Annotated in this window: 21 protein-coding genes and 1 other RNA gene; 12 read left to right on the top strand and 10 right to left on the bottom strand. The window is 67.0% G+C overall.

Annotation, left to right across the window (positions count from 1 at the left end; translation table 11 throughout):
* Positions 1–29 precede the first annotated feature (29 nt).
* Both ABW18_RS07215 and ABW18_RS07210 read right to left on the bottom strand, forming a co-directional pair.
* Positions 30–998 (bottom strand): helix-turn-helix transcriptional regulator, encoded by a 969-nt coding sequence (locus ABW18_RS07215; protein WP_049698302.1) that lies wholly within the window; start codon positions 996–998, stop codon positions 30–32.
* Between the two features lie 55 nt (positions 999–1,053).
* On the bottom strand, positions 1,054–2,037 hold the full coding sequence (locus ABW18_RS07210; RefSeq protein WP_235434306.1) for a CE1 family esterase: 984 nt from the start codon (positions 2,035–2,037) through the stop codon (positions 1,054–1,056).
* Positions 2,038–2,252: 215 nt separating this feature from the next.
* Between ABW18_RS07210 and ABW18_RS07205 the strand changes: the two genes are divergently transcribed.
* The 3 genes from ABW18_RS07205 (at position 2,253) to ABW18_RS07195 (ending at position 5,746) form a co-directional block, all read left to right on the top strand.
* Positions 2,253–3,554: a family 1 glycosylhydrolase gene (locus ABW18_RS07205; protein ID WP_049698301.1), complete on the top strand. Its 1,302-nt coding sequence runs from the start codon at positions 2,253–2,255 to the stop codon at positions 3,552–3,554.
* 68 nt (positions 3,555–3,622) lie between these two features.
* The gene (locus ABW18_RS07200) at positions 3,623–4,855 is read left to right on the top strand and encodes an oxygenase MpaB family protein (RefSeq protein WP_083444328.1); all 1,233 of its coding nucleotides are present in this window, start codon (positions 3,623–3,625) and stop codon (positions 4,853–4,855) included.
* A 66-nt stretch (positions 4,856–4,921) separates the two neighbouring features.
* On the top strand, positions 4,922–5,746 hold the full coding sequence (locus ABW18_RS07195; protein ID WP_049698300.1) for a maleylpyruvate isomerase family mycothiol-dependent enzyme: 825 nt from the start codon (positions 4,922–4,924) through the stop codon (positions 5,744–5,746).
* A gap of 116 nt (positions 5,747–5,862) precedes the next feature.
* On the opposite strand, the gene ABW18_RS07190 is transcribed toward ABW18_RS07195, so the two are convergent.
* Positions 5,863–6,687 carry a spermidine synthase gene (locus ABW18_RS07190; RefSeq protein ID WP_049698299.1) on the bottom strand — a complete coding sequence of 275 codons (825 nt, stop codon included), beginning with the start codon at positions 6,685–6,687 and terminating at the stop codon, positions 5,863–5,865.
* A gap of 22 nt (positions 6,688–6,709) precedes the next feature.
* Between ABW18_RS07190 and ABW18_RS07185 the strand changes: the two genes are divergently transcribed.
* The gene (locus ABW18_RS07185) at positions 6,710–7,729 is read left to right on the top strand and encodes a cobalamin biosynthesis protein (RefSeq protein ID WP_049698298.1); all 1,020 of its coding nucleotides are present in this window, start codon (positions 6,710–6,712) and stop codon (positions 7,727–7,729) included.
* On the opposite strand, the gene ABW18_RS07180 is transcribed toward ABW18_RS07185, so the two are convergent.
* The 3 genes from ABW18_RS07180 to ABW18_RS07170 all read right to left on the bottom strand — a co-directional run bounded on the left by ABW18_RS07180 (position 7,707) and on the right by ABW18_RS07170 (position 9,911).
* Positions 7,707–8,690 (bottom strand): SURF1 family cytochrome oxidase biogenesis protein, encoded by a 984-nt coding sequence (locus ABW18_RS07180; RefSeq protein WP_049698297.1) that lies wholly within the window; start codon positions 8,688–8,690, stop codon positions 7,707–7,709. The genes ABW18_RS07185 and ABW18_RS07180 overlap by 23 nt on opposite strands.
* A 65-nt stretch (positions 8,691–8,755) precedes the next feature.
* Positions 8,756–9,232 (bottom strand): low molecular weight protein-tyrosine-phosphatase, encoded by a 477-nt coding sequence (locus ABW18_RS07175; RefSeq protein WP_049698296.1) that lies wholly within the window; start codon positions 9,230–9,232, stop codon positions 8,756–8,758.
* Entirely contained in the window at positions 9,225–9,911 is a 687-nt protein-coding gene (locus ABW18_RS07170) for an HAD hydrolase-like protein (RefSeq protein WP_049698295.1), read from the bottom strand. Before ABW18_RS07170 ends, ABW18_RS07175 begins: the two co-directional genes overlap by 8 nt.
* Before the next feature lie 91 nt (positions 9,912–10,002).
* Between ABW18_RS07170 and cobC the strand changes: the two genes are divergently transcribed.
* The 4 genes from cobC to ABW18_RS07150 all read left to right on the top strand — a co-directional run bounded on the left by cobC (position 10,003) and on the right by ABW18_RS07150 (position 13,717).
* Entirely contained in the window at positions 10,003–11,094 is a 1,092-nt protein-coding gene (gene cobC, locus ABW18_RS07165; RefSeq protein ID WP_049698294.1) for an Rv2231c family histidinol phosphate aminotransferase CobC, read from the top strand.
* Complete coding sequence (locus ABW18_RS07160; protein WP_049698293.1) at positions 11,084–12,241, top strand: Nif3-like dinuclear metal center hexameric protein; 1,158 nt, start codon at positions 11,084–11,086, stop codon at positions 12,239–12,241. Before cobC ends, ABW18_RS07160 begins: the two co-directional genes overlap by 11 nt.
* Positions 12,242–12,311: 70 nt before the next feature.
* On the top strand, positions 12,312–13,049 hold the full coding sequence (locus ABW18_RS07155) for a zinc ribbon domain-containing protein (RefSeq protein ID WP_049698292.1): 738 nt from the start codon (positions 12,312–12,314) through the stop codon (positions 13,047–13,049).
* An 8-nt stretch (positions 13,050–13,057) separates the two neighbouring features.
* Entirely contained in the window at positions 13,058–13,717 is a 660-nt protein-coding gene (locus ABW18_RS07150) for a histidine phosphatase family protein (RefSeq protein ID WP_049698291.1), read from the top strand.
* 73 nt (positions 13,718–13,790) lie between these two features.
* Here the strand turns inward: ABW18_RS07150 and rnpB are convergent.
* Positions 13,791–14,194: RNase P RNA component class A (rnpB, locus tag ABW18_RS22245), an RNA gene on the bottom strand.
* A gap of 215 nt (positions 14,195–14,409) precedes the next feature.
* On the opposite strand from rnpB, the gene ABW18_RS07145 reads away from it, so the two are divergent.
* Positions 14,410–15,843, top strand: a complete 1,434-nt coding sequence (locus tag ABW18_RS07145; protein WP_049698594.1) for an RNB domain-containing ribonuclease — start codon at positions 14,410–14,412, stop codon at positions 15,841–15,843.
* Between the two features lie 27 nt (positions 15,844–15,870).
* Here ABW18_RS07145 and ABW18_RS07140 read toward each other — a convergent pair whose 3' ends face one another.
* The 3 genes from ABW18_RS07140 to panB form a co-directional block, all read right to left on the bottom strand.
* Positions 15,871–17,367 (bottom strand): CYTH and CHAD domain-containing protein, encoded by a 1,497-nt coding sequence (locus tag ABW18_RS07140; RefSeq protein ID WP_049698290.1) that lies wholly within the window; start codon positions 17,365–17,367, stop codon positions 15,871–15,873.
* A gap of 46 nt (positions 17,368–17,413) precedes the next feature.
* Positions 17,414–18,382 (bottom strand): prolyl aminopeptidase, encoded by a 969-nt coding sequence (gene pip / locus ABW18_RS07135; protein WP_049698289.1) that lies wholly within the window; start codon positions 18,380–18,382, stop codon positions 17,414–17,416.
* A 98-nt stretch (positions 18,383–18,480) separates the two neighbouring features.
* Entirely contained in the window at positions 18,481–19,350 is an 870-nt protein-coding gene (panB, locus tag ABW18_RS07130; RefSeq protein WP_049698288.1) for a 3-methyl-2-oxobutanoate hydroxymethyltransferase, read from the bottom strand.
* A 218-nt stretch (positions 19,351–19,568) separates the two neighbouring features.
* Between panB and ABW18_RS07125 the strand changes: the two genes are divergently transcribed.
* The 3 genes from ABW18_RS07125 to ABW18_RS07115 all read left to right on the top strand — a co-directional run bounded on the left by ABW18_RS07125 (position 19,569) and on the right by ABW18_RS07115 (position 25,573).
* Entirely contained in the window at positions 19,569–21,083 is a 1,515-nt protein-coding gene (locus ABW18_RS07125; protein WP_235434305.1) for an alpha/beta hydrolase, read from the top strand.
* Positions 21,084–21,168: 85 nt separating this feature from the next.
* A complete protein-coding gene (gene glnA, locus ABW18_RS07120; RefSeq protein ID WP_049698592.1) occupies positions 21,169–22,509 on the top strand; it encodes a type I glutamate--ammonia ligase in 1,341 nt (446 codons plus the stop codon).
* Positions 22,510–22,564: 55 nt separating this feature from the next.
* Positions 22,565–25,573 (top strand): bifunctional [glutamine synthetase] adenylyltransferase/[glutamine synthetase]-adenylyl-L-tyrosine phosphorylase, encoded by a 3,009-nt coding sequence (locus ABW18_RS07115; RefSeq protein ID WP_083444326.1) that lies wholly within the window; start codon positions 22,565–22,567, stop codon positions 25,571–25,573.
* Positions 25,574–25,587: the final 14 nt, after the last annotated feature.

Genomic DNA, 25,587 nt, shown 5'->3' with positions numbered 1-25,587 from the left:
CAACATCACTTGGCGACATCGCGTCGAGGTCAGGCGCGGCGGTATCGTTCGGCGATTTGCACATGGCGTTCCGCGACGGCCCGACATTCGTCGCGCAGCGCTGCGGGTTCGAGAACCGAGAAGTCGGCGTCGAAGGCGTGTAGCCAGCGTGCGATCGAGGTGAGCGATGTGCTGTAGATCGTGAGCTCGCAGCTCGAACTATCGCCGAATTCGATTGTGCCCCAAGCATCGTCGACCATCTTCTCGACTACGGCCAGTGGTGCGTGAATGCGCACCCGCGCTGTGGCCGACCGATACGCCGCGCCGAGGCTGCGCGCCAGAAATGCGGCGGCACCACCTTCGGGGAGTTCACGAGGGACGAAGCGTCGTCCGTTGGGGGACTTCACCGTCATGCGGTCGACGCGAAACGAGCGCCAGTCGTCGCGGTCGGGATCCCACGACACCAGATACCACCGAGATCCCTTGCGCACCAGTCTGTACGGCTCGACCTCGCGTCGACTCTCGGTTCCGTCGTGACGTCGATAGTCGAATCGCAGGTGCTCGGAGCGATGGCATGCGGTCGCGATGTCGGACAGCACGTCTGCGGCGACTTCGGTGTCGCGGCGTCCCTGCGGAAGGGTATCGAGCGTGAGGGCGTCGAGTCGATGCCGCAACCGTGAGGGCATCACCTGTCGCAACTTGGCGAGTGCACCGGTAGAAGCCTCGGTCATGTCGCTGACGGCGGCACTGCTGATGGCGTTGAGTCCGAGCGCGACGGCGAGCACCTCTTGGTCGTCGAGTAACAGCGGAGGCATCTCGGCGCCCGCGCCCAACCGATAGCCGCCCCCGACGCCGACCGTCGAGTCGACGGGATAGCCGAGGTCGCGCAGCTTGTCGACGTCGCGACGCACCGTGCGCTTGGTGATGTTCAGCCTCGTGGCGAGGTCGTCGCCCGACCACTCCTGGCGCATCTGGAGCAGAGACAGGAGCTGGAGAAGTCGTGCAGACGAATCGAGCATGCGCTCATTCTCGCGCGCATTGCGGACAATTGTGGTCCGCAATGCGCTGATCGTGTCACTTTGTGTGGCGGGTGAAGAACTGCCAGATCAGCGACGTTGCCGAGATCGAGTTGCTCATCTGCCCGGCCCGCGACGGGCTGCCGGTGGAGCCTGGCCACACGTGCGCGCCGCCATTGACGCGGTAGTGGGTGATTTCGTGACCCGACGCTGCACAGAACGGCCAGTCGATACGGGTGACGTAGCGATTGACCGGAAACTTGAGCGGCTGCGGCAGGCAACCGTCGCGTGCCGCCCACCCCGACAGCCAATCCATCACCGGCGCGTAGGCGCCGCCGTGGCGAACGCCGCCGTCGTAGTGGATCGTTCGGTCGGCCGTGCCGTGGAAATCGATGATGGACGCGGGCGGGGCACCGGGACAATTCGGGCGCCCGACGTCGTAGAAGGCCCCGCTCACCACCGCGTAGGCGGCGAACTCGGAGGGCAGCCTGCACGCGAGCATCGCGACGAGTCCGCCACCGTTCGACCGGCCCGCCGCGTACGTGCGGCTCGAGTCGATACACGCCGCCGCCCGCATCTCACGCAGGATCGTCCTGGTGAAGGCTATGTCGTCGGCGCGCGGCGAGGAGTACGGCGCCCCTTGCCACGAGACGAGCCCGTCGGTGCCGCGCAGCCCCTCCGGATAGACGACGATCGCGGGGAGCTGCGCGAGGCCGGTGAACCGTGCAAAGGTCGCTGCGGGTTCGGCGTGCCCGTGAAACGCCAGGATCAACGGGTACGTCGACTGCCCGCTGTAACCGGCGGGCACGTTGACGCTGTAGGTGCGCTCGACGCCGCCGACGGTCGTCGTATGCTTCGACGTCCCTGGTGCGAGACGGTGCGGTCCGGCGCAACCGGAGAGGTCGGCCACGTGATGACGTGGTTCGACGGCGTTCGCCGCCGGGACGGTCTCGGCAACCGAGGCAACAGCAACGGCGGTGAGAACGCCGAGGACGAGTGAGAGTGCAGTGCGCCAGGCACGGCGTCGGGCGGATCGCGGCACCCGGCAAGAATAGTGGGTCGGCGCAAACAACGGTGTGATCCGTCCGGGGGATTCACGTGCCGGCGCAGCCTCACGGTGCAGTCGTGCCGATTCGGCACGACCGCAGCGTCTTGTTTGCGATGCTGAGCGCCATGATGGTGCGTCGCCCGGCCCACACACCGACCGGCAGGGGAGTCTGTGGGGTTCTTCGTCGGAAATGCGCTGGCACACCGCTGATGTTGCTGGTGGTCGCCTTGCTCGCGGCGGTGTGTGCACTTCCCGCCCAGGCAGGAGCGCAACCGCCGGGAGCACATTCGTCGGCAGGTGGACCGGGAACCCTGCCTCCGGGATTCCTCTGGGGAGTGTCGTCGTCGGGTTTCCAGTCCGAAGGGTCGTCTCCGGACAGCAACTGGACACGATATGTCGCGGCGGGAAAAACCGACGACAAGGTGGGGTCGGCCGTCGACTTCCGTCATCGGTATCGCTCGGATATCGCGCTCGCGAAGTCGCTCGGTGTCACGGGCTTTCGGGTCAGCGTCGAGTGGGCCCGCATCGAGCCGAAGCCCGGAGTCGTCGACCGTCGTGAGCTCGCCTACTACGACGACCTCATCGCAGCGATCGTGAGCGCGGGGATGCGGCCGATGATCACCCTCGACCACTGGGTCTACCCGGGATGGGTCGCGGCACGCGGTGGGTGGGCAGATGCGTCGACTCCGCGGGCGTGGCTGCGGAACGCGCGATTCGTCGTCGACAGGTACGCACGTGCCAATCCGCTGTGGATCACGATCAACGAGCCGACGATCTACGCCGTCAACGAGTTGCGCATGGGTGGGCTTCCCGTGTCCGCGAGCGCGACGATGCGCGATCGGCTCGTCGACGTGCACACCTCGATCTACCGATACATTCACCAACGCCAGCCCGGCGCCATGGTGTCGTCGAACATCGCATACGTCCCGACCGTCGAGCCGATCGTCGACGCCGCGTTCGTCGATCGGGTGCGCGATTCGCTCGACTTCATCGGCGTCGACTATTACTACTCGGCATCGGTCACCGATCTGAGCGCGATCAACGCGGCCACCGGAAAGAACTGGAACGCAACGGTATCGGCCGACGGCATTTACTACGCCCTCCGTGATCTCGCGCGGCGCTATCCCGGCACGCCCCTCTACGTCGTCGAGACGGGCATGCCGACCGAGAACGGCGCACCGCGCGCCGACGGCTACCGGCGCGGCGATCACCTGCGTGACCTCGTCTACTGGGTCGGACGGGCGCGCGCAGACCACATACCGGTCATCGGATTCAACTACTGGAGCCTGACCGACAACTACGAATGGGGTTCGTACACACCACGATTCGGGCTGTACACAGTCGACGTCAAGACAGATCCGACGCTGCGCAGACAGCCGACCGACGCGGTGGCGGCCTATCGCGACATCACCGCGCGCAACGGGGTGGGGTCGACGTATCGTCCGACTCGCCCCGCCCAGTGGTGCTCGCTGGTCGCCGCTCCCGCGAGTTGCGACCAGCCGGTGCGCTGACCCGCAGCGATCCGTGTGTCGGAGAAGTGGTCATTGCGGTGAGTGAGACAGATTGTTAGTTTAGTCTCATGTCGGTCATGGAACGGCCCGAGGGTTCGGCGAAACGTCCGCCAGTGCGATTTCACTCGGCTGAGCGCCGCGGCCGACGAATCGGACGGCTGCTGAAGGTCTCCATGCGCCTGCGCGAGCCGACCACCGCTGAACTCGACATCATCGGTCGGCGCATGATGATGCGCGACGAACCTGCTGCCGCTCTGGTCCAGGCGATGCGCGCACCACGGGATTCGGCCGATCGGGTCAGCATGCAGCAGTTCCGGGACGCGCTCGAGGAAGTTCCTGCCGATGCACCCCCGGCTCTGCGCGAGTTCTTCGCCACCGTCGAGAACACGCCCGAGTGGGTCGATTCCGACCTCCTCGAGCGTGGCGCCGGCGTGTACAGACGGCTGGGACAGAACGCCAACGATGTCCTCCTGCAACTGTCGTTGATCGGAGGCTATCGATTCGGTGGGCCTCCCGATCTCCTTGTCGCCACCGGAGGCCTCACCGGATCAACCGTCATGCGCAGGCTCGGCGAAACCCAGGCCTGGGGGATCGAGGTCGGCCGCCGTGGCGGCATGCAGCGTGGGGGCGAAGGCTGGAAACTCACGGTTCACGTGCGACTCATGCACGCACTGGTCAACCACTCGTTCGAGAACAACGGCCGATGGGACGTCGCCCGTCACGGGCTACCGATCAATCAAGCCGACCTGGCCGGAACGCTGAGCCTGTTCAGCGGGACGCTCCTGATGGGTGTGCGGGCGCTGGGAGTGCCTGTCAGTCGCGAGGACTCTCGCGCGTTGATGCATCTGTGGAAGTACGTGGGGTGGCTGGTCGGCGTCGACGACGACTGGTTGTTCGACGAGGAGGTAGCCCAGCATCAGTTCAGCTACGCGGTGCTGTTGGCACAGGGTGACGTCACCGACGCCGGAGCCCAGCTCACGACAGCTTTGGTCGATTCGCAGAAAGATCTGAACTACAGGTGGTTTCCCGCTGCGTCGGCAATCTACACCCGGCTCCGACTGCTCAGCATGCTGCAAGCTTTCCTCGGCCCTCGAGGAATGCGAGATCTGGGGCAGCGGCAGGCACTTCCGTGGGCAATCGGTTCCGCGTGGCTGCGCAATACGGTGAACCACCGCATCATCGGCAAAACGCCGGTCGGCGAACGCTACCTCGAGTTTCTCGGTGCCAAAGCCGTTGAGCGCGCGCACTTTCGCCATTTCGGCGACCGCCAAACGCACCTCGGAGCCCTCGAGAACCGCTAGTGTCAGCGGTGCACTGACAGCCCCGCGCGTAGGCGCACAGCGCCGCAGGACACGAAGGACGAGAACATGCCACTCACCGTCGTCGACAAGGACTCGATCACCGCGGCACTTTTCGCCGAGTGGTCCACTGTGCGGTCACTCGCGGCGCAACTGAGCGACGAGCAGTGGTCGGCGCCATCTGTGCTCCCGGGCTGGACCAACGCCGACATCGTTGCGCACATCATCGGCACGGAGAGCATGCTCGCCGGCCGGGATGTCGAGGCTGCCGACGACATCGCCTCGCGAACGCACGTGAAGAATCCGATCGGCGAACTCAACGAGCGATGGGCCGATCACTTCCGTGACAAGCCTCGCGAAGAGGTGCTCGCCGCACTCGACGAGATCATCGACGTGCGCACCGCAGCACTCACGGCGATGACGCAGGACGAGTTCGACGCGCAGACGGCCACTCCGGCCGGGCCCGACACCTACGGGCGATTCATGCGCATCCGCGTCTTCGACTGCTGGATTCACGAGATCGATCTGCGTGACGCCCTTGCCGACGGCTTGCCGTCCGATCCTGTCACCGCGGGTGTCGCACTCGACGAGATCTGCTCGTCGTTGCCGTTCGTGGTGGGCAAGCGTGCGTCGGCGCCGGAAGGTAGCAGGGTTCGGTTCGAGATCGGTGGTGTCGCACCTCGTGACGCCAGGGTCGCGGTGGAGGGGCGTGCCGGGCTCGTCGAGTCATTCGACGGTGGCGACGACGCCGCGGACGTCACCCTGCGGGTCGACGGAGTCGATCTGGCCCGCCTGGTCGGCGGTCGGCGTGATGCGGATCCGAGCACGGTGACCGTCACCGGTGACGAGGGGCTGGCGAAGGACGTGCTCGCTCGGCTCGACTATGTGATCTGAAACCTCGAACGGGCTTTCTATCGGGTTTTGAGATATCGCATCGATCAATTTTAGTTGCCCAAGAAAGTGTCATCTGAACGATCGATACCAGGAGTATCGGGGGGTATTAAATACCCCTATCGCACACCTTGTTCGGGATCGCGAAGTTGTTTTCCACGCCCGAACGCTCGCGCTTCGCTTCCTGCAATCGTGCGGGCGGGGAGAGGATCGCTCAGCAGGGTGCGCACCAAGGTCGACGACGGACCGAGGTCGTCGTCGCTGCCCACGACGACGACGTTGCCGGTTCGACGTCCCTTGAGCATCGCGGGATCGGCGATCAGCATGACATTGGCGAAGACCTCCGCGACTGCTGCGGCGTCGGCGCGCACCAGGTCGAGAGTTCGCGCATCGCCGCAGTTGGCGAGATAGAGCCCGCCGGGAGCCAACACTCGTTTGACCGCCTGTACGAACTCGACGGTCGTCAAATGCGACGGCGTACGTGCGTCGGCGAAGGCATCGCGGATCACCACGTCCCGCGACCCCTCGGTCAGCGACTCGGTCACGGCCCGCGCATCGCCGACGCGAATACGTAACAGCGGTGCGCGCGGCAGGTCGAACCACTCCCGCACCAATCGGGCGAGCTCCGCGTCGATCTCGACCGCAACCTGCCTCGCCCGCGGGTAGCGATCGGCCAGGTTCCGGGGAAGCGCGCACGCCGCCCCGCCGAGGTGGAGAACCCGTAGCGGCGTCGACGTATCGGGATATCGGTCGTCGATGACCGCCGCCATCTGCCGGAGGTATTCGAAATCGAGTGCCGACGGATCGTCGGGGTGGATGTGCGAACTGTGTGTCCCGTTGATGAGGAGCAGCCAGCCGCCGGAGATGGGATCGGCAACCACCTCGGCGGTGCCGCTGTCGATCGGGTGGCTACCCGGGACGGGTGCGGGACGGGGTTTGGCCATGAGGTGACGATACGATCGCGCGGTGCGTCGAGCCCCATCCAGTACCAGTCCGCGCGCGTTCGGTCCGGCGGGTCGAGCACTCGACGTCCCCGTCGGGCTGTGCGTCGGCTACCTCCTCGATCGCGCACTGGGCGACCCACGCCGGTGGCATCCCGTCGCGGGCATCGGGCGCGCGATCGGCCGACTCGAGCGCAGCGTCTACGCCGACTCGCGCTCGGCTGGCGTAGGTTTCGCCGCGACGTCGGTCTGTGCGACGATCGGCGTCGGCGTCGGAGTCGACAGCGCCACCAGGCGCGTCGATTTCTCCCCTGTGCGGATTGCGACCATTGCCGCGGTGACCTGGGCAGTACTCGGTGGCACCACGCTCAACCGGGTCGGGCGCGAGGTGGCGGACAGTCTCTCCGTCGACGACATCGACGCCGCCCGCGCACTGGTACCCAGCCTGTGTGGTCGTGACCCCGAACACCTCGACGCTGCCGGGATCGTGCGTGCCGCAGTCGAATCGATCGCCGAGAACACCTCGGATGCTGCTGTGGCCCCGCTGTTCTGGGGTGGCGTCGCGGGTGTGCCGGGGCTGATCGCGTACCGAACCGTCAACACCCTCGATTCGATGGTCGGCTACCGCAACGACCGGTACCGACGGTTCGGATGGGCTTCGGCGCGACTCGACGACGTCGCAAACCTCGTGCCGGCACGGCTCGCCGGGGTGCTGGTCGTTGTGCTCGGAGACGACCGCGCAGGCGCTCTGCGCGCGTGGCGACGCGATGCCGCGGCGCATCCGAGTCCGAACGCGGGCGTCGTCGAATCGTCGTTCGCGGGAGCGCTCGGGCTTCGTCTGGGCGGTCGCACGGTGTACCCGCACGGCGTCGAAGAGCGTCCCGCGCTCGGGGATGGTCACCCGCCGGAGGTTGCGGATCTGTATTCGACGACGCACCTGTCGCGGCGGGTACAGCTCGGAGCTCTGGCGTCGAGTGCGTTGATCGCCTACGTGCTCGGCGCAGTTCGACAGCGTCGGCTGCTCAGCCGCCGTAGCGCTGGGTGAGTTTGTCGCGGACGTCGTCGGGCGCGTGTTCGGTGTCCGGACCGAGGCCGATCCGAGTCGTCTCGGAGTGGTCGGAGTCGTCGACGGCGGTGTCGCCACGCAGTTCTGCGCGCAATCGTTTGCGGCGCGCGGCGCGTTCGGAGGTGGCACTCGCAGAGGTCGCGGTGGCGGGCGCCTGCGAATCCGTGGTCACCGCAGCGGAATCCGTCGACGCCGTGCCGCGGGTCCGGCGACGCTGCTTGATCTCGGCATAGATGAAGTACCCGGCCCCGAGCGGCGCCATGATTCCGAACGCGAGCCACTGCAGCCCGTAGGAGAGATAGGGGCCGGAATCGAGTTGGGGAAGCGGGATCTCGCCGAGCGCCCCCGGCTGGTTCGGCGAAATCTGGATATAGAAGGGGTCCATTGCGGTGGACGTCGCGCGCGACAGTTCACCGGGGTCGATCGTGTACACCGACAGCGCGCCGTCGACGACCGCCGCGCCTCGACCCGGCGACGTGCCCTCGCTGGCCCTGATTCGACCGTCGATGGTCACCTCACCCTGTGGCGGTGGGGGAACGACCGGAGTTTGGCCCTGCTCGGGTCGCACGTACCCACGGTCGACGACCAGTACCCGGTCTGAACCCGCGACCCGGAATGGCGTCAGGACCTCGACGGCCGGGCGCTCGCCGACCGAACGCAGTCGCACGAGGGCCTGCTTGTCGGTCAGGAAGGTGCCGGTGATGTGAACCTCGCGCCACTCGGTGTCGGATCGGAATCCGCTACCGGCAGGCGCCACGGACGCCAGGGGAACGGGCGCGATCGACACCGCCTGCTCGATGAGGTGGTTGCGGTCGCTGGTTTTGCTGTTCTTACCCAGTTGCCACGGAGCGAGGATGGAAAAACACAACGCCGCGAATGCCACGACCACCACGGCCAGGGCAATCCACCCAGGTCGGAGGAAGGTTCGCAGCACACGCATGCCTCAACGGTACCGAGGTGCCCGCAGACGTCGGCTGTGCGGGGCGCCGTTCGACGCCGCGGCGGCTATCTGTTGCCCAGGCGGTCGTTGACCCAGGCCAACATGCCCGGAACGGCCGCTTCGATCTGTTGACGGGTGAGCGCGAAGTCTCCCTGTGTTCCGTAGTACGGGTCGGCGACGTCGAGGTCGTCGCCTGCGTCGGGGTCGAAGCTGCGCAGCAGCCGCACGCGGTCGCCGAGCCGTTTGCGTTCGAGATCCTTGGCGTGGCCGGAATCCATCGCGACGAGCAGGTCCGCATCGAAGTCGTCGGGGGCCAGGTGTGCCGCGGTGTGGGCGTCGGAGTAGCCGTGGGCGAGCAGTTCGGTGCGTGCGCGATTGTCGGCGGGTTCGCCGACGTGCCAGCTACTGGTACCCCGACTGGTCACGCGGACCCTGTCGGAGAGCCCGGCGTCGTCGATGGCGGAGCGGAAAATGTTCTGCGCCATCGGCGACCGGCAGATGTTGCCCGTGCACACGAAACAGACGTGTAGTTGATCAGACACCTAGGACCTCACGCAGATCGACAACAGAATCGACGCGCCACGAGGCAGCGTCCCCTTCCCCGGCCCGAGCGTAACCCCACGAGACAAAGACCGTCGGGATTCCGAAGCTCTCGGCCCCCTCGACATCGTGCGAACGGTCGCCGATCATCACGACGGGGTGATCTGGAAGTCCGGTGTCCGGGTCGGGCGCGATGCCCGATTGCCTCAGGGCCCACGCGATCACGTCGGCCTTGCTGCGACGTGAACCGTCGTCACTGGCACCGCAGATCGCCTCGAAGTGGTCGGCGAGCGCAAAATGTTCGAGGATCGCTCGCGCCGTGTTCTCGTTCTTCGACGTCGCGATCGTCATCTTCCGGCCTCGGGCCGCCAGATCCTCGACAAGTTCGCGGATCTGCGGGAACACCGAATTCTCGAGCCATCCGACGTCGGTGTAGCGCTTGCGATAGGCGCGCATCGCCTCGTCGGCGGTCTCCTGATCGAGTCCGAGGCCGGTGAGCGTGTCGATCATCGGCGGTCCCGCGACTCCCGCGACCACGTCGTCGGGTGGCTCGGGCGCGCCGACCTCGGCGAGGGCGTACCGGAAGCTGTTGACGATGCCGGAGAAGCTGTCGGTGATCGTGCCGTCGAGGTCGAACAACAGTGCTGTCCGCGGATCACGCGGATCTGCCGGAGAAGTCACGGCTCCATCGTGACATGTACCGCCGTGGGTGTCCGAATAGCGTGGTGCGGTCGGGGTGTCCGTCGGCTCTCGACCGTTAGGCTCGACGGTTATGACAGCAGGCTCGATTCCGCAGGACAGCGTGTACCGGCTCAGCCGACACGGCGACGTCGACGTTGAGCCCGGCGTCGTCGATTTCGCCGTCAACGTCCGCGGCGAGGCGCCCGAGTTCGTCCGCGCAGCGATCGTCGACGCCTGTGCACACCTCGCGTCGTATCCAAGCGCCGCGTTCGCCGATACCGCGATCGCCGCGATCTGTGCGCTACACCAACGGGATCCGAGCGAGGTCATGCTGCTCGCGGGTGCCGCGGACGGGTTCGAGATGCTGCCGCGGCTCGGCTCCCGGCACGCCGCGCTCGTCCAGCCGTCGTTCACCGAGCCGGAGATCGCGCTGCGGGCAGCCGGAATCCCCATCACCCAGGTGGAATTGCCGCCGCCGTGGCGCATCGACCCCGACGACATCGCCGACCGCATCCCCGACGATGCCGACCTCGTCGTCGTCGGCAACCCGACCAACCCGACGTCGGTGTTGCACAGCAGAGCCGCGCTCGATGCCATGCGCAGGCCGGGTCGGATACTCGTCGTCGACGAGGCGTTCGCCGACCTCACCGTCGACGCGGTTACCGGAGAGCGTGAGCCGGAGTCCCTCGCGTCGATGCGAGCCGACGACGTCGTCGTGATCCGCAGTGTGACAAAGACCTTCGGACTTGCCGGCCTGCGCGCGGGGTACCTCCTGGCGTCACCCGAGATCGTCGAACGGTTGAGCCTGGGGCGTCGACCATGGCCGTTGTCGACGCCCGCGCTCGCCGCGCTGGCGGAGTGCGTCGGTCCCGCAGGCCAACGCTTCTGCGACGACGCCGCTCGCGCCGTCGCTGCCGAGCGAGAACTCATGCTGGAGCGACTCGCACTCGCGGGGATCAGGGTGTGCACACCACCCACCGCGCCGTTCATCCTCATCGAGATGCCGAATGGAATCGCGGTCAAGAATGCCCTTCGCGCAGCGGGTTTCGGAGTGCGGAGCTGCGCCAACTTCGTCGGCCTCGACGGCGATCACCTACGGCTCGCGGTACGCGACAACGCCACTGTCACCGCGATGATCGACGCACTCGCCCGCGCACGAAAGGACGTCGACGATGACGCATGAGGATGAGTTCGCAACGGGGACATCAGGGGTTGAGACATCAGTGGGGTCGGTTGCCGATCTACTCGATCGCGCCTACCCGCCGAGACTGGCGGAAGCGTGGGACTCGGTGGGACTCGTGTGCGGGGATCGCACGGAAGCCGTTGCGCGGGCGCTGATCTGCGTCGACGTCACCGATGCCGTCGTCGACGCGGCGGTCGCAGGCGACGTCGACATCATCGTCGCGCACCATCCGCTGCTGTTGCGCGGCGTCGATTCGGTTGCCGCCGACACCGCGAAAGGCTCTGTGCTGCATCGGCTGATCCGCTCGCACACGGCGTTGTTCACCGCGCACACCAACGCCGACAGCGCGCGTCCGGGAGTGTCGGACGCGCTCGCGGACGTGCTCGGCGTCGTCGAGACATCACCGCTGCAGCCCGCGCCGCTGGCGCCGATGGACAAGTGGGTCGTGATGGTGCCCGAGGGCAGCGCCGAGCAGGTCAGCGAGGCGATGTTCGCCGCGGGAGCCGGGGCGATCGGTGAATACCGCGACTGCGCGTGGTCGGTGGTCGGCGTCGGCCAGTTCGAGGCGCGAGGTGCGGCCAACCCGACGATCGGGTCGCTGGGAGAACGGACTCATGTCGACGAAGCGCGGGTGGAAATGGTCGCGGCGCGCGGACTGCGCCGCTCAGTGCTTGCCGCGTTGCGCGCTGCTCATCCCTACGAGGAGCCCGCGTTCGACATCCTCGCCGAGGAAGCCATCGACTCAGATACCGGTCTCGGCAGAATCGGGCGGCTCGCATCGCCGTCGACAGTCGGGGAGTTCGTGACGCGAGCCGCCGGCGCGCTGCGCTCGCCGTGGGGAGTGCGTGCAACCGGTGAGCCCGACCGCGTCGTCGAGACCGTTGCGGTGTGCGGTGGGGCCGGCGACTCGCTGCTCGATACGGTGCGTGGCCTCGGCGTCGACCTGTATCTGACCGGCGACCTGCGGCACCATCCGGTCGACGAGGCGCTGCGCGCCGGCGGACCGGTGCTGGTCGACGCGGGGCACTGGGCCACCGAATTCCCGTGGTGCACACAGGTTGCCGAACTGCTGGCGGACAGGCTCGCGCTCGACGTCGAGGTCTTCGCGACGCCGACGGACCCGTTCACGGTGCATGCGGATTGCTGAGCCACAGCGGGTACCGCGTACCGTTGACCGAACGTGTGAACCGAGGAGGCCCCATGAAAGTCGATGCCGAGTGAAGGCCGACCCGTCCGCGCAGCGGCAGTTGCTCGACCTTGCCGACGCCGATGCCGTCGTGGCGCGCGTCGACCATCGCGGCAGATCACTTCCAGAGGTAGCCGAGATCGCCGAGCTCACCACCCGGATCGACTCGACTCGCGACGACCTCGTGCGCGCCGACATCTCCGCTGAAGACCTCACCCGCGAGTATCGACGCGTCGACAGCGAGGTGACCGGGATGGCCGACCGCGAGCGCAAGGACTCCGCGCTGCTCGCCGGCGGGGGCCTGGCGCCCAAGGCATTGTCGGAGTTGCAGCACGAGCTCGGCAGTCTCGCCCGCCGCCGCTCAGTCCTCGAAGACGACCTCCTCGGCGTCATGGAACGGCAGGAAGCCGTCGAAGCAGAACGGCAGCGCGCGTCGGCGACCGTCGAACATCTGCAGACCCAGCTCGCCGACGCCGAGAAACGACGCGACGAGGCCAAAGCGACCATCGACGCTGATCGTGAGGTCGCGACGACGCGCCGCGAGGCGATCGCCGGTGACATTCCCGCTGACCTTCTCGCGATCTACGACCGTCAGCGCGCCGCGGGCAAGGTTGGCGCGGGTCTGTTGCGGGCACGACGCTGCGGAGCGTGCCGGATGGAGCTCGACCGCGGGACCCTCGCGTCGATCGCCGCTGCCGCCGCAGACGACGTGGTCCGCTGCGAGGAGTGCGGCGCGGTTCTCGTCCGCACCAACGAGTCCGGTCTGTAGGCGTAACCGTGAGCTCTGGCTCCGTGGCCACACCGTCGTGGCAGGGACAGCGCGCAGAACCGACGCGCCTCGTGCTACTACGTCACGGCCAGACGCCGCTGTCGATCGAACGACGTTATTCGGGGCGCGGTAACCCCCGGCTGACCGAGCTGGGGGAGCAGCAGGCACTCGCCGCGGCGTCGAGAATCGCCGCGGAGGTCGACGTCGCCGCCGTCGTCAGTTCGCCACTCGACCGCGCACGCCAGACCGCGCAGGCCGTCGTCGACCGCATCGGTGGCGAGGTGATCGAGGATGCCGGCTTCATCGAGAACGACTTCGGTGGCTGGGAAGGGCTGACGTTTTCCGAGGCCGCTGCCCGCGACCCGCAGGTGCACGCCCGCTGGCTCGGCGATCACACCGCCCCGGCACCGGACGGCGAAAGCTTCGCGCAGGTGGCCGAGCGGGTGATCGCCGCGAAAGACCAACTGGTCCAGGAGTATTCGGGGCAGACCGTTGTGGTGGTGTCGCACGTGACACCGATCAAGACGCTGCTCCAACACGCGCTGACAGTCGGGCCGGAGCTGCTGTTCCACCTCCACCTCGACCTCGCGTCCGTATCGGTCACCGAGTTCTACCCGGACGGCGGCTCGGTGGTGCGCTCGGTTAACGAGACCGCGCACCTGAACTGACCCTGCCGACCGGGCGTCGTATACCGCCGAGTGGGCGTCACATACGGCCGAGTGGGTATATCAGGACCGGGGGCGAACGAGTCGGCGTGTAAGCCGGATCCTGTGCCGACACGAAGTCGGCGGCGACCATCCATCTGGACACACCGTTGCCGGGTGCCTCGAGCGGCCAACCCACGGACTCGGGCGAGCAGCCCTCGATCATCCGTGCACACGCACCTCACGGTCCGTGCTTCGGCCTTGCTCCGGGTGGGGTTTACCAAGCCGACGCGGTCACCCGCGCCGCTGGTGCGCTCTTACCGCACCGTTTCACCCTTACCGACCTCGCGGTCGGCGGTCTGTTCTCTGTGGCACTGTCCCGCGGGTCACCCCGGGTTGCCGTTGACAACCACCCTGCTCTGCGGAGTCCGGACTTTCCTCGGCGCGCGGCATTGCCAGTGACCTGGCCGTTCCGCTCGCCGCGGCCGCCCGGCCGACTCGTTCGCCCGTACAGCTTAGCCCGCTGGCACGGGCATCCAGCACGCACAGTCGACGGTGTGGAGCGCCCAGTCGACGGTGTGAGGCGCACAGTCGGCACTCTGGAGCGCACAGTCGACGGTCTGGAGCGCCCAGTCGACGGTCAGAGGCGCCCAGTCGACGGTACGAGGCGCACAGTCGGCAGTCTGGAGCGCACGGTCGGCGATAGTGTCGAGTGTGTGCAGCGCAGATTCTCCGCCCCCGATATCGACTTCGAGTCGATCCGCACCGAGCTGGGGATCTGCGAGGACTACGGCGAAGCCGCGCTCGACGAGGCGGAGCACGCGGTCGACGCACACGCCGCCGAGCGTGTTGACCGCCGCGACATTCCGCTGGTCACGATCGACCCGCCGGGGTCGATGGACCTCGACCAGGCGGTTGCGATGTCGTTCGACGCAGACGGTTTCGAGGTCCACTACGCGATAGCCGACGTCGCCGCGCTCGTTCGGCCAGAGCATGCGCTCGATGCCGAGAGTCGACGTCGCGGCGCGACCATTTACTTCCCCGACGGGTCGGTGCCATTGCATCCGAGGGTGCTGTCGGAGGGATCGGGATCGCTGCTCCCCGGCGTGACGCGTCCCGCGGTGCTGTGGACTATCCGCGTCGCACCCGACGGTGAGGTGGCCGGAGTGCACCTCGAGCGTGCACTCGTGGAATCGGTCGCTCGACTCGACTACGCGGGAGTGACCGCGGACGCCGACGCGCGCACCCTGCACCCTTCGATCAGCGCGCTGCCCGCCTTCGGTGAGCTCCGACGTCGAGTTGCGCTGGCGCGCGGGGCAATCGAGCTCGATCTACCCGACCAGGAGGTGACCCGTGTCGACGACGGGTGGACGCTCTCCCTCGCAGCCCGCACGCCCGCCGACATGTGGAATTCGCAGTTGTCGTTACTCACCGGCACCTGCGCCGGACAGATCATGGCCGACGCGGGCATCGGGCTGCTCCGCACGCTGCCGCCGGCACCCGCCGACGCCGTCGACAAGCTCAGGGCGACAGCAGACGCTCTCGATGTGGCGTGGCCCGACGGCGCGACTCCCGGACAGTTCCTCGCCGGACTTCCGGTCGACGAGCCGTCGACCCTCGCCCTGATGTCGCAGGCGAGTTCGCTCATGCGCGGCGCGGGGTATCTCCCGCTCGGCGTGCAGACCGGCGAGGCGAACACGGCCCCCGCAACCCGCGACGAGATGGTGCACTCGGCCATCGGCGGTGTCTACGCACACGTGACAGCGCCACTGCGACGCCTCGGCGATCGATTCGCCACCGAGGTGTGCCTGGCCGTGACATCGGGAAACCCTGTGCCCGACTGGGTGTTACGTGCATTGCCGACGCTGCCGGGCATCCTACGATCCGCCGATTCGCTCGGGTCTTCTGCCGACCGGGCGAGCACCGATCTCGCCGAATCGGTGATACTCACCGACCGCGTCGGCGAGCGCTTCGACGCCGTGGTCCTCTCCGAGGCGACAGCGAAGAAGCGCGCGAAGATCTTCATCGAGCAACCGCCGATCCTCGCCGAATCCGAAGGCTCTCCGACCGCGGCCTCCAACATCGAGGTCACCCTGACCGCAGCCGACCCGACGTCGCGGACGGTCCGCTTCGCGCCATCGGACGTCTAGCGGTCGCCCGCATCGGACGCTTGGGCGTCAGAGATCCTTGGATGCCTTGCGGTATGCGGCAATCGCCTGCTCGCCGTTGGCCTGTTCACGAGCGTCGATCCGGCCGAGCACGAACAGGTCCAAGCCCGACAACTCGCCCGACGCCGCCAGCTCGGCCAGCCGCGCGCGGTTGATCCGCGAGTCGTTGTAGTCGCCCAACGCCGACTGGAGTTCTTTGGCCGTCTGCGAGATCTTCTTGTACTTCTTCTTCTGCAGGGGCTCGGCGGCATCGGTGCTGTAGCGCAGTCGTTTTGCGCGCTTGCGGATGGTGTGCAACTGCTCCGACCACTCGTGCGATCCCTCGGTCAGCTCTGCGAGTTCGCGTTGGGATTTCCGAATGTGCTTGCGGCTCTTGGTGATCGCCTTGTCGACTGCGGTCGTCGCGGGCAGGTCGGCGTCTGGTCCGGCAGGCGGATCGGCGATCAGTTCGTCGATGGCGTCGAGTAGTCGGAAGTAGCGTTCCGAATTCATCGCCGCGTGGGTCGCGGCGACGGCGCGGTCGTGTGCCGCGGATTCCTTGCCCGCCAACGCGTTCACCAGCGTCTCCGACGCGACCTCGTCGCGCAGCAGAGCGCTGTCGATCTCCAGTTGCACCTCGGAATCGCGTGCGTCGCCGAGAATGCGTGCCAGCAGTTTCAGTTCGCCTGCGATGTGGTCGGTGCGCGCGGCGTCGAGCACCGTCGGAAAGCCGGAGAACACACTGCGCATGCGGCGTGCGGTCACGCGCATCTGGTGCACGGCGTCGTCGGCGTCCTCACGAACCAGTGGATCCCAGGCGATGAGCGAGTTCCGGTGCCGGGTGACGTCGGCGATCACCAATTCGAGCGCCGACGGGTGACGACCCAGTGTGGCAGGCGGTGTCACCGCGGGCGTCGAACCGATGGCTCGTGCGAGTTTCGACGCACTCGACGGTTCCCGACCGCCCGCGCCACGGAGCAATTTGTGTGCGGCCTTGAGCAGTTTCGGGGTGCCGCCCTCGAGGAGTTCGATCTCCCACTCGGACCACTGCTGCGACGACCCGCCCGGTAGCAGCGACTGCGCGGTCACGCGGTCGTCGGCGAACTCGGCGAGCTTCACGCCGTCGGTTCCCAGCAGCGTCGTGATCGTGCGGACGGTCGAGATCGCCGCCACGGGCATCAGTGGCCGATGCCGGGTGTAGACGAGTACCGGGTCGACGAGTGCGTCGGGGATGTCGCCGTCGGCGGGCGCGTCGTCGAAGGTCACCTGCAGTTCGCGTCGCGCTCCCGGCACATCGGCGGGCCGCTTGAGGTGCCACCCCTCGTCATGCCCACCGCGCCTGCGCCGCATGGTGATTCGGTTCGACGCCAGGTCGAGGTTCTCTGTGTCGAAGTACGTTGCGTCGAGAGTGAACGTCTCCGGCTCCGTGGCCGCCACCACGCCCGGGAGGACGCGAAGGTCGGGCGGTGTGATGCCCGGATCGACATCGAATTTGAGTTCCACCTCGACCTGCTCGCTTGCGGGCAACTCGTTCTCCTGTCGGTATTAGGTGATTTGAGTCTAGGCGACCGGGTCAGCGATCGGCGAAGACATCGGTCGCTTCGACGAGGTGATGTGCGATGCCCGGCTCGAACGATGCGTGGCCTGCGTCGGCGACGACGTGCAGTGTCGCCGACGGCCACGCGCGGTGGAGATCCCAGGCGCTGCGCATCGGACACACGACGTCGTATCGGCCCTGCACGATCACCGCCGGTATGTGTGCGATGCGGTCGATGTCGCGGAGTAGCTGGCCATCCTCGAGGAAGCCGTGATTCACGAAGTAGTGATTCTCGATCGAGGCGAACGCGAGGTCGAACCGCGGTCCCGCGTCTTCCTTCGACGCCGCTGCCTCTTCGGGCTTGGGGATGAGGTAGCTCGTCGCCTGCTCCCAGCCGGTCCAGGCACGTGCGGCGGCAACCGCGACGTCGGGGTCATCGGAGGTGAGTAGTCGGTGATAGGCGGCGACGAGGTCGCCGTCGCGTTCGTCTTCGGGTATCGGTGCGAGATACGACTCCCACACGTCGGGGTAGATATGCGCGGCACCGCCGTTGTAGTACCAGTCGATTTCACTGCGACGCAGCAGGAAGATGCCGCGGAGCACCAACTCGGTGACGCGGTCGGGGTGTGCCTGCGCGTAGGCGAGCCCGAGCGTCGAACCCCACGAACCGCCGAACACCTGCCAGCGCTCGATGCCGAGGTGTGTGCGCAACGACTCCATGTCGGCGATCAACTTGGGAGTGGTGTTCACCGAGAGGTCGGCGCCGTCGGCGATGTGGGGACGCGACTTTCCGCAGCCGCGTTGGTCGAACAAGACGATCCGATAGCGCGCGGGGTCGAAGAAGCGACGTTGATCGGGGGAGGTGCCTCCGCCGGGACCGCCGTGGACGAACACCGCCGGCTTCCCCTCGGGATTGCCGGAGGTCTCCCAATAGATCTCCTGGCCGTCGTCGACAGCCAGATGTCCCGACGCGTAGGGCTCGATGGGCGGGTAGAGGCTTCGCATGCCCTCACCCTATGCCGAACGCTATGCCGACCTGATTCGGATCGGCCGCGCCGATGCGAATCAGACCGGCCGCGCCGGGTGTGGATCAGATCTGTCGGTCAGTAGCTGTGCTCGGGAGCGGGGAACACTCCGCGGCGCACCTCGTCGGCGTAAGTCGCTGCGGCGGTGCGCAATTCGCCGCCGACGTCGGCGTACCGCTTGACGAACCGTGCGGTCTTGCCGTGCGTGAAGCCTGCCATGTCCTGCCAGACGAGCACCTGGGCATCGGTTTCGTTGCCCGCTCCGATGCCGACCGTCGGGATGGTGAGTTTGCGCGTGATCTGTGCCGCGAGTTCTGCGGGGACCATTTCCATGACGACAGCGAATGCACCGGCTTCCTGGACGGCGATCGCGTCGGCGATGAGCTGGTCCGCCGCGTCGCCGCGACCCTGGACGCGGAAGCCGCCGAGTCCGTTGACGCTCTGCGGGGTGAAACCGATGTGCGCCATCACGGGGATTCCGGCTGCGGTCAGCGAGGCGATCTGGTCGGCAACGCGTTCTCCGCCTTCGAGTTTGACCGCGTGTGCCCCGGTCTCCTTGAAGAAGCGGACGGCCGTCTCGAGTGCCTGCTGCGGACCTGCTTCGTAGCTACCGAACGGGAGGTCGGCGACGACCAGCGCGTGGGGTGCGCCGCGGACGACGGCACGCGCGAGCGGGATCAGCTCGTCGATCGAGACGGGGATGGTGGTGTCGTAGCCGAGGACGACGTTGGCGGCGGAATCGCCGACCAGCAGAACAGGGATCTCGGCCTCGTCGAAGATGCGGGCCGTCGAATAGTCGTATGCGGTGAGCATCGACCACTTCTCGCCTTGCTCTTTCATCTGTGCCAGATGATGGATGCGGGTGGTGCGTCGACGCGGAGCGGCTTCGCCGGATGTTGGAGCGCCACCGTAGATGGGCGCGTCGGAATGAGCTGCCTCGTGGGACATCGTTGTCTCTTTTCTTCCTCGAGTCCCGCATGGCGGGTACCCGGGCTGTGTTCGGACGCCTCCATGGTCCCACCGAAGCGCTCCGCGAAAACCCTCGATAGACGTGTGATTGCTCACATCTGGAGTGCGGGTGTTGTCGGGGCGGCGATGCTCGCGCCCGTACCATCACCGGGGTGACCTGCTCTTTTCGTGCGCGGCGGCCTGTGCGGTCTCGGCGTGTGTCAGGCCGGCGTCGCGTGCGGCTGCTGACCGTGGTGATGGTGGGTCTGCTGGTGTGCGCGGGTTGCGCGTCGACCGAGCACGCCGCCGACACCGGGGCAATCGAGTGGGGAGTGTGTACACAGGGTGTGGGCACAGGCCCGTCCGCCGCGCGGGTGGAGTGCGGGACGCTCGCGGTGCCACTCGACCCGGCAAAGCCGCAGGGCCGCACGATCACGCTCGCCGTCGCCCGGCTACGGGCATCGGAGCGCAGTGACTCGACGGTGGTGGTCAATCCTGGAGGACCCGGTGCGTCGGGTGTCGACTATCTGCTGGGAGCGGCGGATCGTCTTGCGGCGCAGCGATTCACGACGCACAGCGACGTGGTCACGTTCGATCCTCGCGGTGTCGGTGCGTCGGCGCCGACGGTGCGGTGTCGGACGGCAACCGAACTCGACGCCGAGCGCGAGGCCGACAGCGGGGATCGTTCGCCGCAGGGAATCGCCGCCGCCGAGGCGACCAATCGTGGCATCGCGCGGAAGTGTTCGACGCGAACCGGCGACGAGTTCCTCGGACTCGTCGGCACGTCGCAGGTCGTCGACGACGTCGACCGACTCCGCGCCGCGCTCGGCCGCTCGCGGATTGACTTCATCGGATTCTCGTCCGGCTCGAAGATCGCGCTCGAGTACGAGCAGCGCTACCCGGATCGACTGTTCCGGATGGTCATCGACGGCGCAGTCGACCCCGCCGCGAATCCGGCCGACACCTCCGTGGCGCAGGCGACATCGTTCCAGGAGGTATTCGACGCCTTTGCGCGCGACTGCACGCGGACGCCCGGGTGCGCGCTCGGCGCCGACCCCGCGGGAGCGCTGGCGCAGTACCAACGCCTCGTGCGGTCGTTGACGCGGAGCCCCGCGCCCGCCGGGTCTGGCCGCACACTCGACTTTCAGTCGGCCGTCGACGGAACGAGTATGGCGCTGTATCGCACCGACCTGTGGCCGACGCTGCGCTCGGGACTCGCCGACCTCGCTGCCGGGCGCGGCGGAGCGACGCTGATGTCACTCGCCGACCTGTTGGAAGGTCGGGGACCCGGCGGAACCTACGACAACTCGGCCGATGCCTATCTCGCGATCGGGTGTGCAGATGGGCTGCGCATCGCCGACCGTGCCGCGAACGACGACCTCGATCGCAGACTGCGCGCCGCCGCGCCCTACACCGATGACGGTCGCGGGACCGGGCATGCCCCGCTTGATCCGTGCGCCTTCTGGCCGCCGGAGCGCGTTGCCGTGCCTCGGTCGGGGCCGGGGGCGGCGCCGAGTGTGCCGACTCCCGCGCCGCTCATCGTCGCCGTGACGCACGATCCGGCGACGCCCTACTCCGTGGGTGAGGAGATCGCTCGGCGGACACACGGCACGCTGATCACCGTCGACGGATACAGCCATACCGCGGCGCTAGAGGGTAATCGGTGCGTTGACGAAGCCGTCGATGATTACCTTTTAAATCTCGATGGGTTGAACGGGCCTCTCGCATGTTGAGATGACTGCGCCAAATGTGCAGGTTGTCGAGTTTGAATTATGAACGTAACACCGATTTAACAGGCTACTTCTAATGTCGGCGGTCATGGATCGCCAAAAGGAATTCGTGCTGCGGACCCTCGAAGAGCGCGACATCCGATTCGTTCGTCTCTGGTTCACCGACGTCCTGGGATATCTGAAATCCGTGGCGATCGCGCCCGCAGAACTCGAAGGCGCGTTCTCAGAGGGTATAGGTTTCGACGGCTCGGCCATCGAAGGTTTCTCGCGTGTCTCCGAAGCCGACACCGTTGCCAAGCCCGATCCGTCGACGTTCCAGATCCTGCCGTGGACCACGTCGTCGGGCAGGCACCATTCGGCCCGCATGTTCTGCGACATCGTGATGCCCGACGGCACACCGAGCTGGGCCGACTCGCGACACGTGCTGCGTCGCCAGCTGAACAAGGCCGCCGACCAGGGATTCAGCTGCTACGTCCACCCCGAGATCGAGTTCTTCCTCCTCAAGGACGCACCCCTCGACGGCAGCGTGCCGACGCCCGCCGACAGCGGTGGCTACTTCGATCAGGCTGTTCACGACGCCGCTCCCAACTTCCGCAGGCACGCGATCGAGGCGCTCGAGTCGATGGGCATCTCCGTCGAGTTCTCGCATCATGAAGGCGCGCCAGGCCAGCAGGAGATCGACCTGCGCTACGCGGATGCGCTCTCGATGGCCGACAACGTGATGACCTTCCGGTACCTGATCAAGGAGGTCGCGATCGGCGAAGGAGTGTGGGCGACGTTCATGCCCAAGCCCTTCAGCGATCACCCCGGATCGGCGATGCACACCCACATGAGCCTGTTCGAGGGTGACGCCAACGCGTTCCACAACCCCGACGATCCCATGCAGTTGTCGGAGACCGGCAAGAAGTTCATCGCGGGAATCCTGCACCACGCCAACGAGATCAGCGCGGTCACCAACCAGTGGGTGAACAGCTACAAGCGGCTCATCTACGGTGGTGAGGCCCCGACAGCGGCCACCTGGGGTGGCGCGAACCGCTCGGCGCTCGTGCGTCTGCCGCTCTACACGCCGAACAAGGCGTCGTCGCGCCGCGTCGAGGTCCGCAGCCCCGATTCTGCCTGCAACCCCTACCTGACCTTCGCGGTGCTGCTCGCCGCCGGGCTGAAGGGGATCGTCGAGGACTATGAACTGCCCGATGAGGCCGAAGACGACGTGTGGGCGCTCACGCCCGCCGAGCGTCGCGCAATGGGCTACAAGGAATTGCCGGGCAGCCTCGCCGACGCGCTGCACCAGATGGAGAAGTCGGAGTTGCTGGCGGAGACACTCGGCGAGCATGTCTTCGACTACTTCCTGCGCAACAAGTGGGCTGAGTGGGACAACTATCGCAGCCTGGTCACGCCGTTCGAGCTGAAGAACTACCTCCCGCTCTAACTGCTTGTTGGCAACCCGTGTCCGGTATCGGGGTGCGGGACGCTATTTTCTAGGTGTGACAACACTTCGAGGTCGGGGCGGCGTACCGGCAGTAGGGCGTCTGGGTCTGCTTGACCCCGACGCCGAGAAGAATCTCTCCGACCTCGGCTGGAACAACGAGGAGTCCATCGAACTCCTGTGGTCGCTGTCGCGTTCTCCCGACGCCGACCTCGCGCTGCGCGCGATAGTCCGGATGCGGTCGCAGTTGGGCGACGACTGGTCGGAGATCGACACGCTGCTGCGCACCGACAAGGGATTTCGGGGGCGCTTCCTGGCAGTTCTCGGCTCGTCGGACGCCCTCGGCGACCACATGGTTGCCGAGCCGGAGGCGTGGCGACGTCTGATTCCGGCGGAGCTCCCCGACACCGCGGAGATCAATCGGCAGATGCTCGCGGCCGTCGACGCGGTCGCCGAACCCGGAGAGATCGAGCGCGGCAACAAGGTTTATCGGGCCGGCTTCAGCGGCCCGAAGGCAGTGGTCGCGCTGCGGGCTGCCTACCGCAACCTCGTCTTGCAGGTCGCGGCGCACGACGTGGCCTCGACGGTCGAGGATGAACCGGTCATCTGGTTTCCCGAGATCGGAGCGCTGCTCGCCGACCTCGCCGACGCCGCGCTGACCTCGGCGCTCGCTGTCGCGTTCCGCGAGGTGTGTGGCGACAAGCCGATCCCGGTGCGACTCGCGGTGATCGCGATGGGCAAATGCGGTGCGCGAGAACTGAACTACGTCAGCGACGTCGACGTGGTGTTCGTGAGTGAGCCGGCAGACGGGACGTCGGCGCGTATCGCGGGGGAGATGATGCGCGTCGGGTCGTTGGCCTTCTTCGAGGTCGACGCCGCGCTGCGCCCGGAGGGCAAGTCCGGGGCCCTCACCCGGACGCTCGATTCCCACGTCGCGTACTACAACCGGTGGGCCAAGACGTGGGAGTTCCAGGCGCAGTTGAAGGCGCGACCGATGACCGGCGACATGGAGCTCGGTCAGCGCTATCACGACGCCATCAACCCGATGGTGTGGCAGGCCTCCGAGCGCGACGACTTCGTGCCCGAGGTCCAGGCCATGCGACGTCGTGTGGAATCGCTTGTGCCCGAAGAAGAACGCGACCGCAACCTCAAGCTCAGCAGCGGTAGCATCCGCGACGTCGAGTTCGCCGTGCAGATGCTGCAGATGGTGCACGGCCGCGTCGATGAGACGTTGCGGGTTCGCTCGACCGTCGAGGCACTCGATGCGCTGACGGCAGGCGGATACGTCGGCCGCGATGACGGCGCCAACCTCAACGCGTCGTATCAGTTCCTGCGACTGCTCGAACACCGCCTGCAGTTGCAGCGCATGTCGCGGACCCACCTGCTCCCGGAGTTCGACGACGACGACAACATGCGGTGGCTGGCACGCGCCGCCCACATCAGGCGCGAGGGCGACCTCGACGCCACGTCGGTGTTGCGCAGGCAGATCAAGCATCAGAGCCTGCGGGTGCGACGACTGCACCAGAAGCTGTTCTACCGTCCGCTGCTCGAGGCGGCGGTGCGTCTGGACACCACAGAGCTGACGCTGACCGACGAGTCGGCGCAGCGGCGCCTCTCCGCGCTCGGCTACGCGCAGCCCGAGCGGGCACTCAGTCATATCCGTGCGCTCGCATCCGCGTCGGGGCGACGTGGCCAGGTGCAGCGGTTGATCCTGCCGCAGCTACTCGAATACATCGGCGACACACCGGATCCCGACGCCGGTCTGCTGAACTACCGCAGGCTGTGCGACGTGATGGACAACGACTGGTTCCTGCGTCTGCTGCGTGACGACGGCGTCGTCGCGGCTCGCCTGATGCATGTGCTGGGCACGTCGGAGTACATCGCCAACCTGTTGATGCGTTCACCCGAGGTGATCAATCTCTACACCGACGGAGCCGACGGCCCACGACTGTGCGAGGTACGTCCAGAGGACGTGGCCAAGGGACTCGTCGCGTCGACGGTCCGACAGCCCGACCTGCGTCGTGCGGTTGCGGCGGCGCGGTCGCACCGGCGCGCCGAACTCGCCCGCATCGCGTCCGCGGATGTTCTCGGCCTGCTCGACGTGCCGCAGGTCTGTGAGGCGCTGTCGAGCGTGTGGGCCGCAGTTCTCAACGCCGCGTTGACGTTTGCGATCCAGGACTCCGAGCGCGACGAGGGTCGCCCCGCGCCCGCGCGGATCGCGGTGATCGGTATGGGCCGGCTCGGCGGTGGCGAACTCGGCTACGGTTCCGACGCCGACGTGCTCTTCGTGTGCCAACCGAACCCCGGCGAGGACGAGACCAAGGCCGTGCGGTGGGCGCAGACTATCGCCGAGGTGGTCCGCTCGATGCTCGGAACGCCCAGCGACGACCCGCCGCTGATCGTCGATACGGGGTTGCGTCCCGAAGGACGCAACGGTCCCGTGGTGCGTACGCTCGCCGCGTACGCCGCGTACTACGAGCAGTGGGCGCAGGCGTGGGAAGTGCAGGCGTTGCTGCGCGCCCACCAGGTCGCGGGCGATGAGGATCTCGGTATCGAGTTCCTGCACATGGCCGATCGCATCCGCTACCCCGAAGGCGGCGTCTCCGCCGACGCGGTCAAGGAGATCCGTCGAATCAAGGCACGTGTCGACGCCGAGCGGTTGCCGCGCGGAGCGGATCCGGCCACCCACACCAAGCTCGGCCGCGGCGGACTCGCCGACATCGAGTGGACCGTCCAGTTGCTGCAACTCAAGTACGGGCACCGCTATCAGTCGCTGCACAACACGTCGACGCTGCAGTCGCTCGACGCGATCGGGTCGGCAGAGCTGCTCGCCGAAGACGACGTCGCGCTACTCAAGGACGCGTGGATCACCGCGACCAAGGCGCGTAACTGCCTCGTCCTGGTGCGCGGCAAACCCGTCGATCAGCTCCCCGGCCCGGGAAAGCAGTTGCGGCAGATAGCGTTTGCTGCAGGCTGGCCGGAGGATCAGGCCGCGGAGTTCCTCGACCACTACCTCCGGGTCACCCGCCGCGCGAAAGCCGTTGTGCTCAAGGTCTTTGGCGCGTGATGAGAGTATTCGGG

The sequence above is a fragment of the Gordonia jacobaea genome (assembly GCF_001186365.1).
In the GTDB taxonomy this organism is placed as follows: Bacteria; Actinomycetota; Actinomycetes; order Mycobacteriales; family Mycobacteriaceae; genus Gordonia; species Gordonia jacobaea.
The sequence above is the reverse complement of the archived record's forward strand: the minus strand, read 5'-3'. Positions and strand labels throughout refer to the sequence as shown.

Coding starts and splice junctions, on each gene's coding strand:
- ABW18_RS07205 (WP_049698301.1), top strand. CDS start 2,253: ATGTTGCTGGTGGTCGCCTTGCTCGCGGCGGTGTGTGCACTTCCCGCC.
- panB (WP_049698288.1), bottom strand. CDS start 19,350: ATGTCCCACGAGGCAGCTCATTCCGACGCGCCCATCTACGGTGGCGCT.
- glnA (WP_049698592.1), top strand. CDS start 21,169: ATGGATCGCCAAAAGGAATTCGTGCTGCGGACCCTCGAAGAGCGCGAC.
- ABW18_RS07200 (WP_083444328.1), top strand. CDS start 3,623: ATGTCGGTCATGGAACGGCCCGAGGGTTCGGCGAAACGTCCGCCAGTG.
- pip (WP_049698289.1), bottom strand. CDS start 18,382: ATGCGAAGCCTCTACCCGCCCATCGAGCCCTACGCGTCGGGACATCTG.
- ABW18_RS07195 (WP_049698300.1), top strand. CDS start 4,922: ATGCCACTCACCGTCGTCGACAAGGACTCGATCACCGCGGCACTTTTC.
- ABW18_RS07215 (WP_049698302.1), bottom strand. CDS start 998: ATGCTCGATTCGTCTGCACGACTTCTCCAGCTCCTGTCTCTGCTCCAG.
- ABW18_RS07180 (WP_049698297.1), bottom strand. CDS start 8,690: ATGCGTGTGCTGCGAACCTTCCTCCGACCTGGGTGGATTGCCCTGGCC.
- ABW18_RS07190 (WP_049698299.1), bottom strand. CDS start 6,687: ATGGCCAAACCCCGTCCCGCACCCGTCCCGGGTAGCCACCCGATCGAC.
- ABW18_RS07160 (WP_049698293.1), top strand. CDS start 11,084: ATGACGCATGAGGATGAGTTCGCAACGGGGACATCAGGGGTTGAGACA.
- cobC (WP_049698294.1), top strand. CDS start 10,003: ATGACAGCAGGCTCGATTCCGCAGGACAGCGTGTACCGGCTCAGCCGA.